Below are 13,525 nucleotides of genomic sequence, written 5' to 3' on the forward strand. Positions count from 1 at the left end.
GGCCGCGCTGACCTGGTATTCCTTTCCCAGCTTGTTGAAGCAGTAATTGGCGCGGGCGCAACTGTGGTTAACATTCCGGATACAACCGGATATTGCCTCCCTGAACAATACGGCGGCAAAATCAAGTACATATTTGAACACGTTTCTAATATTCATAAAGCCACTATCTCGATCCATTGCCACAATGACCTTGGGCTTGCAACTGCCAACTCCCTTGCAGGGATTTCCGCAGGTGCCCGCCAGGTGGAGGTTACTATCAATGGGATCGGTGAGCGTGCGGGTAATACCTCCCTGGAAGAAGTAGTGATGGCAATGCGCGTGCACCAGGATGAGCTTGGACTGGAAACTGGCATTAACTCGCAATTTATTTACCCCACTAGCCAGCTGGTGTCTAAAATGATGCGTATGCCGGTGCAGGCAAACAAAGCAATCGTGGGCCGCAATGCATTTGCGCATTCATCGGGAATCCATCAGGATGGATTTTTGAAAAATAATCTGACTTATGAAATCATGAGCCCGCAGGATGTAGGCGTGGATAAGTCGGATATTGTTTTGACGGCAAGAAGTGGTCGTCACGCATTAAAACACCGTTTCGAACTCCTTGGATTCAGCTTCGAGAAACAAAGTTTAGATGAACTGTATACGCGTTTTCTGGAAGTAGCCGATTTGAAAAAAGAGGTAAATGACGCTGACCTGGTTGATTTAGCAAAAACTGCTATTCCTGCCTGATTAGAATATACTTAGAAATGCTTAACTCCTTGAATCTGAATTTGATGTTTTAAAGAAAATTTTGTAATGTTACATATTCAATAACATCCATCAGATTGCAAAAAGCCCTCGGTGATTCTGACTAAGGGCTTTTTTCTTGTTTAAAGGATAATTGTACGGTTGTTATGAATGAAAACGCGGTCGTTAAAAACCAGTTTCAGCGCCTTCGACAAAACCGCTTTTTCAGTGTCCCTACCTAGTGTCGCCATATCCGAAGAAGTCTGCCGGTGATCCACTGATTTCACATCCTGCGCAATAATCGGTCCCTCGTCCAGATCGCTGTTTACAAAATGCGCCGTCGCGCCTATGATCTTGACACCACGCTCGTAAGCTTGCTTGTAAGGATTTGCTCCGATGAATGCAGGTAAGAAGGAATGGTGAATGTTGATGATTTTGTTGGGAAAATGGTCAACGAATTCGGGCGTGATAATGCGCATATACTTGGCCAGCACCAGGTACTCGGGCCGGTAAACATCTAAAGTCCGCAATATTGCTTCTTCATGCTCTTCGCGCGACCTGTCCTCATGTGAAATGAAGTGAAAAGGAATACCAAATTTCCCTACAAGCGGCTGTAACTTATTATAATTGCTGACCACAGCCAGGATATTCGCGTCCAGTTCATCAAATGCGTAGCGGATCAGCAGCTCGCCGAGACAATGATGTTCTTTGGTTACCAAAATGACAATATCCTTCTTTTTCTTTGGATTGATCCGCAGGTTCAGGCCGGCGGGCAGCTCATTTTGAAGAGTTTTCAACAATTCGTTTACATCTGTTTCCCCTTCAAATTCCGTCCGCATGAAGAAGTACCTTGACGGGCTCACATATTCGTCATTTCGAATGATATTCTGATTATGTGTAAAAAGAATGCGGGTTACCTGGTAAATCAGCCCCTTATGGTCGGGGCCGTCCATTAAAAGAATATGTTTTTGAATCATTTAGCTTTGTTTACTGTCTAATCCGGTAACCAATATCTGAAAATTTCTGTTAGCTAATTTCCATAATTCGATATTCAATGGCAGAAGAACTGATTATACCAGCTGATACCGACCGCGCCGGTGCCTACAAAGCGCTCATTCCACAAATTGCAGCACTGATTGAAGATGAAAGTGACCTCACTGCCAACCTCGCCAATATAGCAGGCGCATTGAAGCAGGCTTTCGACTTTTTCTGGGTTGGATTTTACATTGCAAAAGAAGGCCAGCTCGTACTCGGTCCTTATCAGGGGCCAATTGCCTGTACACGGATACCTTTTCACAAAGGTGTTTGCGGGGCAAGCTATTCAAGAAAAGAAACGATCATTGTTCCTGATGTTGAGCAGTTTCCAGGACACATTGCTTGCAGTTCTGCGTCAAAGTCTGAGATCGTTTTGCCTGTATTTCACCGGAATGATACGGTAGCAATGGTTTTGGACGTAGATAGCGACGAGCTGGATGATTTTAGCCAGGCCGATGCGGACGGATTGAACAAGATCCTGCGCATGCTTGAAAAGAAGTTATAAAAAAGGCTTTCCTATTTGGAAAGCCTTCAACAATAGCATTATTACCAGGTTAATTCAAAGAAAACATCGGCAGTCGCAAAGCAACAACATTATTAAACATCAGCTTCGTGATTTTCGGATCCATATAATCAATCAGCGGAAACTCGGACACGAGTGACATTACTTCAAATTCACTGTCCGCCCTGACAACGCACCATAATCGGGAGTAATCCTCTGACAATGCGTAGGACATCATTCGTCCCATTTCCATAAGTTCATTGATCTTCTTCTTCTGTGCCGGTATTTTTGCCGTGAAATCCTCCGTAAGCACCGCCGGAAGTTGTATTTCAACCATATATTGGCTCATAGGTGATAAAGTTAGGTTTACAACAAATACCTTTCTTCTTGTGTGTTATCTGATTATAAAATGATATGCACCGGTTATTAGTTCCTCAAAATAACATACGAATATTCTGAAAAATCCGGCCAGTGCCTTGCAACCTTCCAAACGCAATTCGTGTCGTGTTATGTATTGACTGCTGTTTTCAGTATTTCAAACCCAGCCAAATCGAAGCAGTATTCGACTACCTTTGGGTAAGGGTGCTGATTTAAAATGATAAACCGAACGAAGCACCCCCAACCTTCGGATGACCTTTAACGAACAGGAACTGGTGAGAGGCTGTAAACAGCGCAACCGAACCGCCCAGAAGCAGCTATATGATGTTTTTGGGGGAAAGTTGTTTGCTATTTGCCTTCGGTATACCAAGAACCGGGCTGACGCGGAGGATGTTTTACAGGATGCTTTTATAAAAATATATGAGAATATAGATTCTTTCAGGGCAGATAGTCCACTGGAATACTGGCTGCGCTCGGTTGTAGTAAATACCGCGCTCAACCACCTGAGGCAGCAAAAGTACCTGAAAGATCTGGATGACATTGATTACCACCTTAACGGGATAGCGGACAAGGAATTTACATTAGGTAATTTCCAGATGCAGCAATTATTAGAGCTGATCAGGGAGTTGCCGCCAGGTTGCCAGACAATCTTTAACCTCTACGCTATTGAGGGTTATCAACACAATGAAATAGCTCAAAAACTGGGCATTTCAGAAGGAACTTCCAAATCGCAGTATGCGAGGGCAAGAACGCTCCTTCAACAAAAATTGAACAAGGAAACAAGATTTGACGATGGATCCGTCCGGAATAAACAATTTTGAAGAACAGTGGCGAAAGGCGCTGAGCGATGCTTCTGAAACTCCCCCGAAATTTATCTGGGAGAGTATAGAAGCGCGGCTCGACGAGGAGAATGAGAAAGGAGCAGTTCTTCCGCTTTGGTGGCAGTCGAAAAAGCTGTGGCTTGTTGCCGCATCTGTTGCTGCTTTGCTGGTCGTAGGTGCAGAAATGTGGTTTTCAGATGCTAAAAAGGCTGACAACGGAAATAATTTTGCAGCAACAGAGTCGGCCAAAGTGCCTGCTCAGAATAATGCGGCTTCCAGCACTTTAAGTACCGAAAGCGGAAATGATCATGCAATTGCTGGCAATAAGGAGCATTCACCTGAACAGCAAACAAAGCTTTCTGATCAAAATAAAGCAATTGCGAGCTCCCCTACGCGCAGATCTTCTGCTTCAAGACGGAAAACCGGTATTGCACGATCGGCTCAATCCGATGCACCTGAGTTAGCTGATCATGCTGTTTCAAAGCAGCCACTCGCTACTGAGCAAAACAATGCAGCAAGCTTACCAGCTACTACTTTGCAGCAGGAACCTGCGCTTTTGGCCCAAAATAATACTGGTGAAAAAGGAATGGCACTGGATATGCTGGCTGGCCGCTCTTACAATGATCTTGATGTGCATTTCCAAAAAAGGTATGTTTTCTTCAAACCCGAGGTAATTGCAGAAGAAGAAATCAAACCGAAAAAACATACCGAATACTGGGCCGGAATTGGCGTAATGCCCGCTTCATTTAATCCCGATGTGCAGGTTAAACAGACTCCGCAGGCTTTTTCTTACCAGGCACTTTCCCGGACAAAAGCCACAACCGGATCCAGTGAAGCCGGGGTTTCGTATGCATTACAAACACAAGGCGGAGTACGGCTTTCCAAACACTGGTCTGTGGAGCTTGGGCTTAGCTACTTACAAGGAAATTCATCATATGATGGCGGCGGCTATCTGTTGAATGCATATAGCCAGTCGGCCAATGTGCTCGAAAATGCATTGGCAGATGCTTCCAATAAACCATCTTTCTCTGCGGACAAAAATTTCAACAACGGGGCTATATATATTGATGTAGCGAAAAATGTAAGCAATAATTATCAGTACCTGCAAATGCCCGTGCAAGCGGGTTTTACCCTTGCGCCTGACAGAAAACTGAGCTATTCGCTTCTGGGTGGTATGATGGCGAATTTTTTCCTGAGTAATGAACTGGAAGCAGCGTCGGGAGAGATTATTACGACAAAAGCTAGTGACGAGATATACAAAAGCATGAACTGGGCTGCTACTACAGGTCTGCGGTTTAACTATCGTCTTTCCAGCCAATGGAAGGCCAGTCTGACGGGTTCTTACCAAAGAGCAGTTTCATCCGGTTTCAGGTCCAATCAAACTTTGGATGCGCGTCCTTATTTGTACGGTGTATCGTGGGGAGTGAGGTATTCATTTTAAAATAGTTCGAACCCTCTTCCAACCTTCGCAAAGGTTTTTGAATCTGAAAAAGTGTTGATGCATTGAAAGGGAGCCTTTTTTCTTGAATCTGTTCCTTCGCTTACTTTAACATCTATTAGCCATGAAAATCTTGACCAAGTCACTTTTAGCATTCCTACTGGCAGCTTCTGCTCTGGTAGGTTGCACCGGCGAGGAAGATGTCAACCCTTCCAATGAAGTTAATCCTGTGATCATTCCTGTCGAAGTAGCAGATGGATCAAGCAGGTTTGCCTTTAGCTTTTTACATAACCTTCAAAAAACCCAACCGGAGGATAACTTCTTCGTATCGCCATTGAGTTTGCATATGGCGCTGGGAATGCTGCTGAATGGAGCTGAAAGTGAAACGGCACAGGAGATTCAGCAATCGCTTGAAATGCAGGGTGTGTCAATGTCCGACCTGAACAAGGCATATCAGACTTTAATCAATGATCTGCCTGTTGCGGATTCAAGGGTTACATTAGGCCTCGCTAATTCGATCTGGTATAAAACCGGCTTCAATGTCGCACCGGATTTCCAGAGTGTACTCCGGGATTCTTTTCATGCGGAGATAACCGGCTTACCATTTGACGCAACTGCTGCCGGCAGGATTAACCAATGGGCAAGTGATAAAACCAATGGAAAAATCAGGAAAGTGATCGAGCAGATACAGCCTGATCACGTGATGTTTCTGCTGAATGCATTGTACTTCAAAGGTGACTGGAAAGCAAAGTTTGACCCGAAAGAAACAGCAGACGCTCCTTTTACATTGGAGGACGGTTCTGTAAAAACGGTTAAAATGATGAATGTAAAAGGCGCATTCACTACCGATGGCGATGCCAATTACAGTGCGGTGAAGCTTCCATACGGAAATGGCCAGTTTAGTATGACCATTCTGCTTCCAAAAGGTAGTGCTAAGATTGACGGGATATTATCAGGATTGGATGCAGACAAATGGAAAACGATCGCTTCCAGGACCAATACCAGCAATATAAAAGTTGGCTTACCCAGATTTAAGATGGAATATTCAACTTTTCTGTCGGGTACTTTAAAGCAAATGGGGATTAAAAGAGCATTTACAAACGGAGCCGAATTTGGAAAGATAAATCGGGATACGAAGCTAAAGGTAGACTTTGTAAAACAGGATACCTACCTGGGAATTGATGAAAAAGGAACGGAAGCAGCGGCTGTAACATCCATTGGAATGTCGACTACATCTATGGGTCCAGAAGAGCCGAAGTTCATTTGCGACCGGCCATTCGGAATCATCATCAGCGAAAATACATCGAATACGATCTTGTTTATGGGAAGGATTAAAAATCCGGACAGCAAATAATATTAAGTGAACCTTTCAAAATCAGACACTTAGAATATCAAAGATAAAAAATGCCGGCCATGTCGGCATTTTCGGGGTGCGTTATCGTCCGAGAGCCTTGCTTTCGGACGATTTTGTTTGCTGTCGCAACCGAAAAATAAATGCAAAGCTACCTATACTTCTGCCGCGACTTTCTCGGCCTGATCGGTACCAAATGCTTCTATTTCCTTCAAAAATGTGGCTTTCCCACTATGGTACCAAGTGCGGAATTTGACTGACTGGTCAATGTGTTTTGGGAGGTATTCCAGCAGGATCGACAGATCAAAGGTTTTTGAAGTTACCCCCGCACCCGAAATCACACCATCTATCGCATTGCATTCCTGCTCAAAATGATTGGGAACCGGCACCATCATCACGGGTTTGCCGAGGTACATAGCCTCGCAAACTGACTCAAAACCGGCAGTGGTAACCAGCGCCTGGCAACCTGCGAGCATATCCAGGTATTTTTCGCTATTGATCCGGTGAAACGTAAGTGTTTCATCATAATCAAATTCATCAGAAACGTTCGGATTGTCCCAAAAACAATGCAGCCTGATTTCGGGATGTTCCTGGTGCCAAGCTATAATTTGTCTGCTCAGGCTGTGGTGCGTCATATACACCAGAAAATAGTCGCCTTTTTTAGGAATTAACCGGCCAATCTCCCTTCTCAGAAGCGGCGGCGTAACTGTGATTTTAAGATCCGGCCGCGACGGTATTTCCCTGAACGACAATGCAAGCCGCTTTGTAGCAAACCAGGAAGTTAATTTTGAATTAAGATTGATCAAAAACCGGTTAAGCTTACTTTTTTCAGGAAAAACAAAACGGGGATGCAGGAGCAAATACTGATGCGCAATACAAACCATCGGTATTTCGGATCTGTATATCAGGTTATACAACCCGCCGTAAGTATCGTAAAAACTGACGATCAGGTCCGGCTGAATTTCCCGGACAGACTGATGTATTTTTTGCAGACTTTTCAGGTACTTGGGAATATTTGCCAAATGCGTGTATAAAGTCCGTTGCAGGTTCATTCCTCCGCCCTCCGCTTTGTAAATGATGTTAGGCGCGTCAAAATGCAGTACGCGCGCTTGTATAGCTCCATTAAAAAAGGCCGGTATTTGCCGGCCGGGAGAAGTTCCAACCAGCGCACCCACGATCTCGTGACCGGCTGATCTTAGTATTTGTCCAAGCGAAATAGCCTGGGTAAGATGCCCCCTGCCTTCGCCCTGTACCATAAACAGGATCTTCATATCAAAAAAAGCGTTGGTTAGGGCTTGCTGGCAAGCCTGTAAATGCAACCTGTTTTTCAGAAACCTTGAAGTTTTCAGTAATAACCTTGGCCTTCGTCTTCACCGGCTTTTGAACTATATCCTGCTGATCATAGTAAAGCAGGCTCCAGTTCCCATCGAAATCCTCCACAAGTGCGCTCAGCGTTTCTACCCAGTCACCTGAATTCATGTACATAATTCCGTCAATTTCGCGGATCGCGGGATGATGAATGTGGCCGCAGATTACACCGTCGCAGCTGCGGGAGCGTGCCAGCTCTGTCAGTTTTTCCTCGAAGTCGGTCATGTAGTTAACCGCCATTTTTACGGATTGTTTGATCCTTTGGGACAGTGAATAGTAGGACAAGCCCCTCCATTCACGGTATCTGTTATAGAATTTGTTTACCCAAAGCAAAAAGGTATAACCGATGTCGCCCAGGTAAGCCAGCCATTTCAAATGCGTGGTAATGGAGTCAAAAACATCGCCGTGGGTTACGTAAAAACGCTGCGTACCAGAGTTGAGAATGTAATCTTTTCTGATCTGGAAATGCTTTCCCAGCCGGAGCGGAATGATCTGGTCGAGGAAATCGTCGTGGTTACCCCGGATATAAATCACCTTTGTTTTGTGCTCCTCAATCATTTTAAGCACCCTTTTGAAGAACATCGTGTGCTTTCGCTTCCATACACCATATTTTTTGAGCTGCCACGCATCAATGATATCTCCGTTCAGAATTAACTTTTTGCAGGTATAGCTCTTCAAAAAGTTGGTCACCTCCTCTGCCTTGGAACCTCCGGCGCCTAAATGCAGGTCAGAAATGATGATTGTGCGAAAGTGAGTTGTATCTCCCATGATACAAATTTTCTCATTTTATGTTACCTGGATGTTACTGGCAGTTTATCAGTGAGTTAAGTTTTATATCAAAAACTATTTCTACAAATAAGGTTATACAATTTCTGCCCGTCACCATTGGTTAATTAAGAAAAAAGCTTAGATATTTATATTTTGGAAAATCAACAAACAAAGCTATGAGAGCACTTTTTACCCTTCTTCTTGCCTGTTCATTCAATGCATTTGCACAAAAAATCCACCTGCCGCACGAAGTGGAAAAAGCAGCGGAACCGGCCGGCGGAAACCCGCTGATGATCCAGTTTATCAACACCAACCTGCAAGTCCCATTCAAAAGTGCGGTAAAAGGAATCAATGGGCGGGTGTATGTAAGAGCGGTGGTGGAAACGGACGGAAGTGTAAGCAATGTGGAAGTAGCGCGCGGGATTGATCCGCTTTGCGATCAGGAAGCAATGCGCGTCTTTAAACTTTACCAGGCATGGAAGCCAGCTACCGTAAAAGGTGAAGCGGTAAGGCAGTCCATCTCATATCCGGTAACCTTCAAAATAGCACCACAAGCGAATTTTGACAGTACTACCAAAGAAATAGTGGAGTACTATGACGCGAAATATGCCCCTTCCTCCGACCCGAAAAAGGCCGAGTACAGGAAAATCCTGCCGGTGGACGAGACTGGGTTTGTGGCCCGGGATGTTGTGTACGAAAGCCGGCAGGGGAATAAATGGAAGCAAATGGGAACAGCTGCATTCGCCAGGAACAATGGCTGGTTTAAATCTGATTATTTGCCTGCAAACACAGATTCCATACAAGTATATTCGATTACTGCAAGAGACCAGAATATGGCCAGCCACGCTGCGGAAGGTACATTTCAGATGAATGGAACCTTGCTCGAATACACGGAGTATGGAGCCAACAACAAAGCTTACCTGCACAAATTGTATGATCTGAATGGAATGGTGCGCGAAATGCAACTTTATACCGACAGCGTAAAAACGGAAGTAAAATGGTATGAAAACGGGCAGATCAAATCCATCACAGAAATGATGAGCGCCAAGCCCACTGAAATTCCGCAAACCTACTACCTCAATGCCTGGAAAAAAGATGGAACGCAGCTTACCAAAGATGGTGAGGGTATTTGGGAAGCAACTGAAAAAACCTACAATGGACAGTGGCTCACTGAAAATGGCCGCATTAAAGCGGGCAGCAAAGTGGGCAAATGGACGGGTAAGTGGGCTGACAGTACGCTGCACTATGAGGAAATTTACGAAAAAGGTGCATTACAAAAAGGAATAGCCTACCACGATGGCATAAAAAGCGAGTACACCGAGCCACAGGTTCAGCCTGAGTTCAAAGGTGGTCTTAATGCATTTTACAGGTTCCTTGGAACGAATATCAAATATCCTACCGAGGCGTCCCGTCGCGGGGCTACCGGGCGAGTTCAGCTTTCATTTGTGGTGTGTGAAGATGGAAGCCTGTGTGAGTACAAGGTCGAAAAGAGCGCCGGATTCGGATTAGACAAAGAGGCGCTGCGTGTCGTGAAATTGATGAACGGGCACTGGGAGCCGGGCGAAATGCGTGGCAAGCCGGTGCGTGTTCGTTATAACGTGCCGATCAATTTCCAGATGGAGTAATACTTACATCCAAAACCACTTATCCGATCCCAAAACCATTCAAGTGTTTTGGGATTTTTTTTGTACTGAATTGTAAGGCATCTACCGCGAAATTGATAATATTGTGATATCAATTTAATATCAACTTCAAGGCTATGAATGAAAAAGAACTAGGTGCTGAATCAGGGGCTACCATGCTCGGGCTCGGCTTGTTGCTAATGTTTGCCGGCGGTGGCCTTTCGGCCGGAATGAACAATTCGCTGCCTGGCGTAATTTTGTTTATTCCGGGCTTCTTTCAAGTCCTCGGATTAACGGTAATTAACCCGAATGAAGCGGTTGTGGCCACATTTTTCGGAGATTACCAGGGAACCATCAAGCGGAACGGACTGAGCTGGGTTAATCCGCTGTACAAGAAAAAGAAGATCAGTCTGCGCGCGCGCAACCTGAATGGACAAAAGCTGAAAGTAAACGATAAGCTGGGTAACCCCATTGAAATCGCGGCTGTGGTGGTGTGGCGCGTAGGCGATACGGTGAAAGCCTGCTTTGAGGTGGATGATTATGTAAAATATGTAGAAATACAATCCGAGGCAGCCGTGCGCCACTTGGCGGGCATTTACGCTTACGACAGTATGGAAGACGATGACCTGGCAGCACAGGAAGTTACCCTCCGCGACGGTAGCGGTAAAATCAACGAAATGCTGGAAGGCGAGCTAACCGAGCGGCTGAGCCGGGCGGGCATCGAGGTGCTTGAAGCGCGGATCAGTCACCTGGCCTACGCGCCCGAAATTGCAGGTGCAATGCTCCAAAGGCAGCAAGCCTCGGCAGTAGTAGCTGCAAGAAGACAAATCGTGAATGGCGCAGTGGGAATGGTGGATATGGCGCTGGCAATGCTCTCCGAAAAGCAGATCGTGGAACTTGACGAAGAGCGCAAAGCGGCGATGGTAAGTAATTTATTGGTAGTATTATGCGGTGAAAAGGCAGCGACGCCTATTTTGAACGCTGGCACCTTGTACCCCTGATATGTCAGAAAAAAAGGCATTTGTTTTACGGATCAATCCTGATATGCTCAAAGAACTCGAAGTTTGGGCACAGCAGGATTTCCGTAGTTTGAACGGCCAGATCGAATACCTGCTCAGCGAAGCCCTGAAAAAGCAGCGGAAGAGCAAGAAGCAGGGCAATGAAGGTGCAGAAGGAAAAGAGTAAAGAAAATGTTAACATTGCATTACAATAGTTGTCTTACCAATTTTTCATCCTAACATGAAGCACCTCATCAGGATTCTGGCTTTTGCCATAATCTCTCTCCAACTATCTGCTCAAATCCCGGATAATTTTCAGTGGCTGCCCGACGGAAGCGGTTACCGCGATGTAAGCGAGAATGAAATTGTGGAAGTGGCACTGCCTTCCAATACACCCCAGGTCATTGTTTCAAAAGCGCAGCTAACTCCCGCCGGCGGCAATCCGCTGACGATCAGAAGCTACACAATGAGCAAGGCGGGCGATAAGGTTTTGATATATACCAACTCAAAAAGAGTTTGGAGATACGATACCCGCGGCGATTACTGGGTTTATGATATGACTGCCAAAACTTTGAAACAGCTCGGCAAAGGCTTGCCTGAATCTTCATTGATGTTCGGGAAGTTTTCACCTGACGGAAAATACGTGGGTTATGTAAGCAAGCACAATGTATATGCCGAGAATCTGCAAAGTGGCGAAGTGAAGCAGCTGACCAAAGATGGAACCGACCGCGTGATCAATGGTACTTTCGACTGGGCTTATGAAGAAGAGTTTGACTGCCGTGACGGGTTCCGGTGGAGCGACGACAGCAAATCCATTGCTTACTGGCAGCTGGATGCAACCAAGATCCGCAACTTTTTAATGATCAATACCACGGATTCCATCTACGCATTTAATGTACCTGTTGAATACCCGAAAGTGGGCGAAACTCCTTCTCCATATAAAATCGGTGTAGTAGATATTGCAGGTGCGCAAACCAAATGGATGAACATTCCGGGCGATCCACAAAATACCTATGTTCCAAGAATGGAATGGTCGGGAATGCCAAATGAGCTTGTGATACAGCAGCTTAACCGCAAGCAAAATGAAAGTACTTTGTTTTACATTAATACAACTGACGGTTCTGCAAAACCATTTTACACCGAAAAAGACGAAGCCTGGATTGATATCAAAAGCCGATGGGAAAATGACCCGATGGGGTGGGATTGGCTAAATGGCGGTAAAGAGTTTTTGTGGGTAAGTGAAAAAGACGGCTGGCGCCACACCTACCGCGTGAGCCGCGACGGTAAAAAGGAAACTTTGATCACAGTCGGAAACTTTGATATGATCAATCCGGTGCGCATCGACGAGAAAAACAATGCATATTACTTCATTGCTTCTCCCGACAATGCAACGCAAAGCTATCTGTATAAAACAACACTCGACGGAAAAGGAAAGCCGGTAAGGATTACGCCCGCTGATCAGCAGGGATCGCACGTTTACGAGATTTCGCCGCTTGCCAAATTTGCAATGCACCGTTTTTCTAATGCAAAAAAATCGCCGCTGACAGAATGGATTTCTCTGCCAAAACATACTTCCATTGATCCTGCCAACTCCATTGCACAATCGGCCAGCAAAATCAATGCTGCGAAACTGGATATTGAATTTTTCAAGGTAACTACTGATGAAGGTGTGGAAATCGACGGCTGGCTGGTAAAACCAACGAATTTTGACGCTTCAAAGAAGTACCCGATTGTTTTTACAGTATATGGAGAGCCTGCGGGAAGCACGGTAAAAGACACTTATGGAACTGGCCGCAACCGGCTTTATAATGGCAGCATGGCCGATGACGGATACATTTACGCGTCGGTAGATAATCGTGGTACTCCCTCGCCAAAAGGTGCAAAATGGAGAAAGGCGATTTACAAGAACATTGGTCGCATTAACATCAAAGATATGGACGGAGCGGCCGTTGCGATGTTCAAGAAATATGCATTTATTGATACTTCGCGCGTAGCTGTTCACGGTTGGAGCGGTGGAGGTTCTTCTACTCTAAACCTGCTTTTCCAATATCCGCAGCATTTCAAAACGGGCATTTCGGTGGCAGCAGTGGGCAACCAGCTTACTTATGATAACATCTACCAGGAACGTTATATGGGGCTTCCCCAGGAAAACCGGGAGGATTTTGTAAAAGGGTCGCCGATTACGTATGCCAAAAACCTGCAAGGCAACCTGCTTTATATTCACGGTACCGGCGACGATAACGTCCATTACCAGAATGCAGAAATGCTTGTGAATGAATTGATCAAGGCCAATAAGGTATTTCAATTCATGCCTTATCCAAACCGCTCTCACAGCATCAGCGAAGGTGCAGGAACATCGGCGCATTTGAGAAGCCTGTTCACCGATTATTTGAAAAAGAACTGCCCTCCGGGAGCAAAGTAATTTCAACCACTTACCAACAAAAAAGAGCTGGGTTCGCATTGAATCCAGCTCTATTTTGTTGATCGTCAACTCTTTATTTACCGTAAAGCTTCTTAG

The 13,525-nt window shown here is 45.3% G+C and carries 13 protein-coding genes; 9 read left to right on the top strand and 4 right to left on the bottom strand.

Annotated elements, in window-relative coordinates; translation table 11 throughout:
• Positions 1 to 729: homocitrate synthase/isopropylmalate synthase family protein (locus ACTIE6_RS03655; protein WP_439555331.1), on the top strand; the 729-nt coding region annotated here is incomplete at its 5' end.
• 140 nt (positions 730 to 869) lie between these two features.
• Here ACTIE6_RS03655 and purU read toward each other — a convergent pair.
• On the bottom strand, positions 870 to 1,703 hold the full coding sequence (purU, locus tag ACTIE6_RS03660; RefSeq protein ID WP_439555332.1) for a formyltetrahydrofolate deformylase: 834 nt from the start codon (positions 1,701 to 1,703) through the stop codon (positions 870 to 872).
• A gap of 77 nt (positions 1,704 to 1,780) precedes the next feature.
• On the opposite strand from purU, the gene ACTIE6_RS03665 reads away from it, so the two are divergent.
• Positions 1,781 to 2,266 (top strand): GAF domain-containing protein, encoded by a 486-nt coding sequence (locus tag ACTIE6_RS03665; RefSeq protein WP_439555333.1) that lies wholly within the window; start codon positions 1,781 to 1,783, stop codon positions 2,264 to 2,266.
• 49 nt (positions 2,267 to 2,315) lie between these two features.
• Here the strand turns inward: ACTIE6_RS03665 and ACTIE6_RS03670 are convergent, their stop codons facing one another.
• Complete coding sequence (locus ACTIE6_RS03670; RefSeq protein WP_439555334.1) at positions 2,316 to 2,612, bottom strand: muconolactone Delta-isomerase family protein; 297 nt, start codon at positions 2,610 to 2,612, stop codon at positions 2,316 to 2,318.
• Positions 2,613 to 2,892: 280 nt separating this feature from the next.
• Between ACTIE6_RS03670 and ACTIE6_RS03675 the strand changes: the two genes are divergently transcribed.
• The 3 genes from ACTIE6_RS03675 to ACTIE6_RS03685 all read left to right on the top strand — a co-directional run bounded on the left by ACTIE6_RS03675 (position 2,893) and on the right by ACTIE6_RS03685 (position 6,254).
• Positions 2,893 to 3,462, top strand: a complete 570-nt coding sequence (locus tag ACTIE6_RS03675; protein ID WP_439555335.1) for an RNA polymerase sigma factor — start codon at positions 2,893 to 2,895, stop codon at positions 3,460 to 3,462.
• Complete coding sequence (locus ACTIE6_RS03680) at positions 3,434 to 4,903, top strand: outer membrane beta-barrel protein (protein ID WP_439555336.1); 1,470 nt, start codon at positions 3,434 to 3,436, stop codon at positions 4,901 to 4,903. The genes ACTIE6_RS03675 and ACTIE6_RS03680 overlap by 29 nt, the downstream gene beginning before the upstream one ends.
• Positions 4,904 to 5,024: 121 nt before the next feature.
• The gene (locus ACTIE6_RS03685; RefSeq protein WP_439555337.1) at positions 5,025 to 6,254 is read left to right on the top strand and encodes a serpin family protein; all 1,230 of its coding nucleotides are present in this window, start codon (positions 5,025 to 5,027) and stop codon (positions 6,252 to 6,254) included.
• A 152-nt stretch (positions 6,255 to 6,406) separates the two neighbouring features.
• Here ACTIE6_RS03685 and ACTIE6_RS03690 read toward each other — a convergent pair whose 3' ends face one another.
• Both ACTIE6_RS03690 and ACTIE6_RS03695 read right to left on the bottom strand, forming a co-directional pair.
• Complete coding sequence (locus ACTIE6_RS03690; RefSeq protein ID WP_439555338.1) at positions 6,407 to 7,522, bottom strand: glycosyltransferase family protein; 1,116 nt, start codon at positions 7,520 to 7,522, stop codon at positions 6,407 to 6,409.
• A gap of 1 nt (position 7,523) precedes the next feature.
• Positions 7,524 to 8,387, bottom strand: coding sequence for a UDP-2,3-diacylglucosamine diphosphatase (locus tag ACTIE6_RS03695; protein ID WP_439555339.1), 864 nt, complete (start codon positions 8,385 to 8,387; stop codon positions 7,524 to 7,526).
• A 176-nt stretch (positions 8,388 to 8,563) separates the two neighbouring features.
• Here ACTIE6_RS03695 and ACTIE6_RS03700 point away from each other — a divergent pair, with 176 nt between their 5' ends.
• The 4 genes from ACTIE6_RS03700 to ACTIE6_RS03715 all read left to right on the top strand — a co-directional run bounded on the left by ACTIE6_RS03700 (position 8,564) and on the right by ACTIE6_RS03715 (position 13,429).
• Positions 8,564 to 10,012 carry a TonB family protein gene (locus ACTIE6_RS03700; protein WP_439555340.1) on the top strand — a complete coding sequence of 483 codons (1,449 nt, stop codon included), beginning with the start codon at positions 8,564 to 8,566 and terminating at the stop codon, positions 10,010 to 10,012.
• A gap of 227 nt (positions 10,013 to 10,239) precedes the next feature.
• Positions 10,240 to 11,010, top strand: coding sequence for an SPFH domain-containing protein (locus ACTIE6_RS03705; RefSeq protein WP_439555343.1), 771 nt, complete (start codon positions 10,240 to 10,242; stop codon positions 11,008 to 11,010).
• 1 nt (position 11,011) lies between these two features.
• A complete protein-coding gene (locus ACTIE6_RS03710; protein ID WP_439555341.1) occupies positions 11,012 to 11,194 on the top strand; it encodes an Arc family DNA-binding protein in 183 nt (60 codons plus the stop codon).
• Between the two features lie 54 nt (positions 11,195 to 11,248).
• A complete protein-coding gene (locus ACTIE6_RS03715) occupies positions 11,249 to 13,429 on the top strand; it encodes a DPP IV N-terminal domain-containing protein (RefSeq protein WP_439555342.1) in 2,181 nt (726 codons plus the stop codon).
• The last annotated feature ends 96 nt before the right edge of the window (positions 13,430 to 13,525 follow it).

The organism is Dyadobacter sp. (genome assembly GCF_051859145.1).
Classification (GTDB): Bacteria; Bacteroidota; Bacteroidia; order Cytophagales; family Spirosomataceae; genus Dyadobacter.

What these genes read in the sequence shown, in the direction of transcription:
- purU (WP_439555332.1), bottom strand. Translation starts at nt 1,703, where the DNA reads ATGATTCAAAAACATATTCTTTTAATGGACGGCCCCGACCATAAGGGG.
- ACTIE6_RS03665 (WP_439555333.1), top strand. Translation starts at nt 1,781, where the DNA reads ATGGCAGAAGAACTGATTATACCAGCTGATACCGACCGCGCCGGTGCC.
- ACTIE6_RS03670 (WP_439555334.1), bottom strand. Translation starts at nt 2,612, where the DNA reads ATGAGCCAATATATGGTTGAAATACAACTTCCGGCGGTGCTTACGGAG.
- ACTIE6_RS03675 (WP_439555335.1), top strand. Translation starts at nt 2,893, where the DNA reads ATGACCTTTAACGAACAGGAACTGGTGAGAGGCTGTAAACAGCGCAAC.
- ACTIE6_RS03680 (WP_439555336.1), top strand. Translation starts at nt 3,434, where the DNA reads ATGGATCCGTCCGGAATAAACAATTTTGAAGAACAGTGGCGAAAGGCG.
- ACTIE6_RS03685 (WP_439555337.1), top strand. Translation starts at nt 5,025, where the DNA reads ATGAAAATCTTGACCAAGTCACTTTTAGCATTCCTACTGGCAGCTTCT.
- ACTIE6_RS03690 (WP_439555338.1), bottom strand. Translation starts at nt 7,522, where the DNA reads ATGAAGATCCTGTTTATGGTACAGGGCGAAGGCAGGGGGCATCTTACC.
- ACTIE6_RS03695 (WP_439555339.1), bottom strand. Translation starts at nt 8,387, where the DNA reads ATGGGAGATACAACTCACTTTCGCACAATCATCATTTCTGACCTGCAT.
- ACTIE6_RS03700 (WP_439555340.1), top strand. Translation starts at nt 8,564, where the DNA reads ATGAGAGCACTTTTTACCCTTCTTCTTGCCTGTTCATTCAATGCATTT.
- ACTIE6_RS03705 (WP_439555343.1), top strand. Translation starts at nt 10,240, where the DNA reads ATGAACAATTCGCTGCCTGGCGTAATTTTGTTTATTCCGGGCTTCTTT.
- ACTIE6_RS03710 (WP_439555341.1), top strand. Translation starts at nt 11,012, where the DNA reads ATGTCAGAAAAAAAGGCATTTGTTTTACGGATCAATCCTGATATGCTC.
- ACTIE6_RS03715 (WP_439555342.1), top strand. Translation starts at nt 11,249, where the DNA reads ATGAAGCACCTCATCAGGATTCTGGCTTTTGCCATAATCTCTCTCCAA.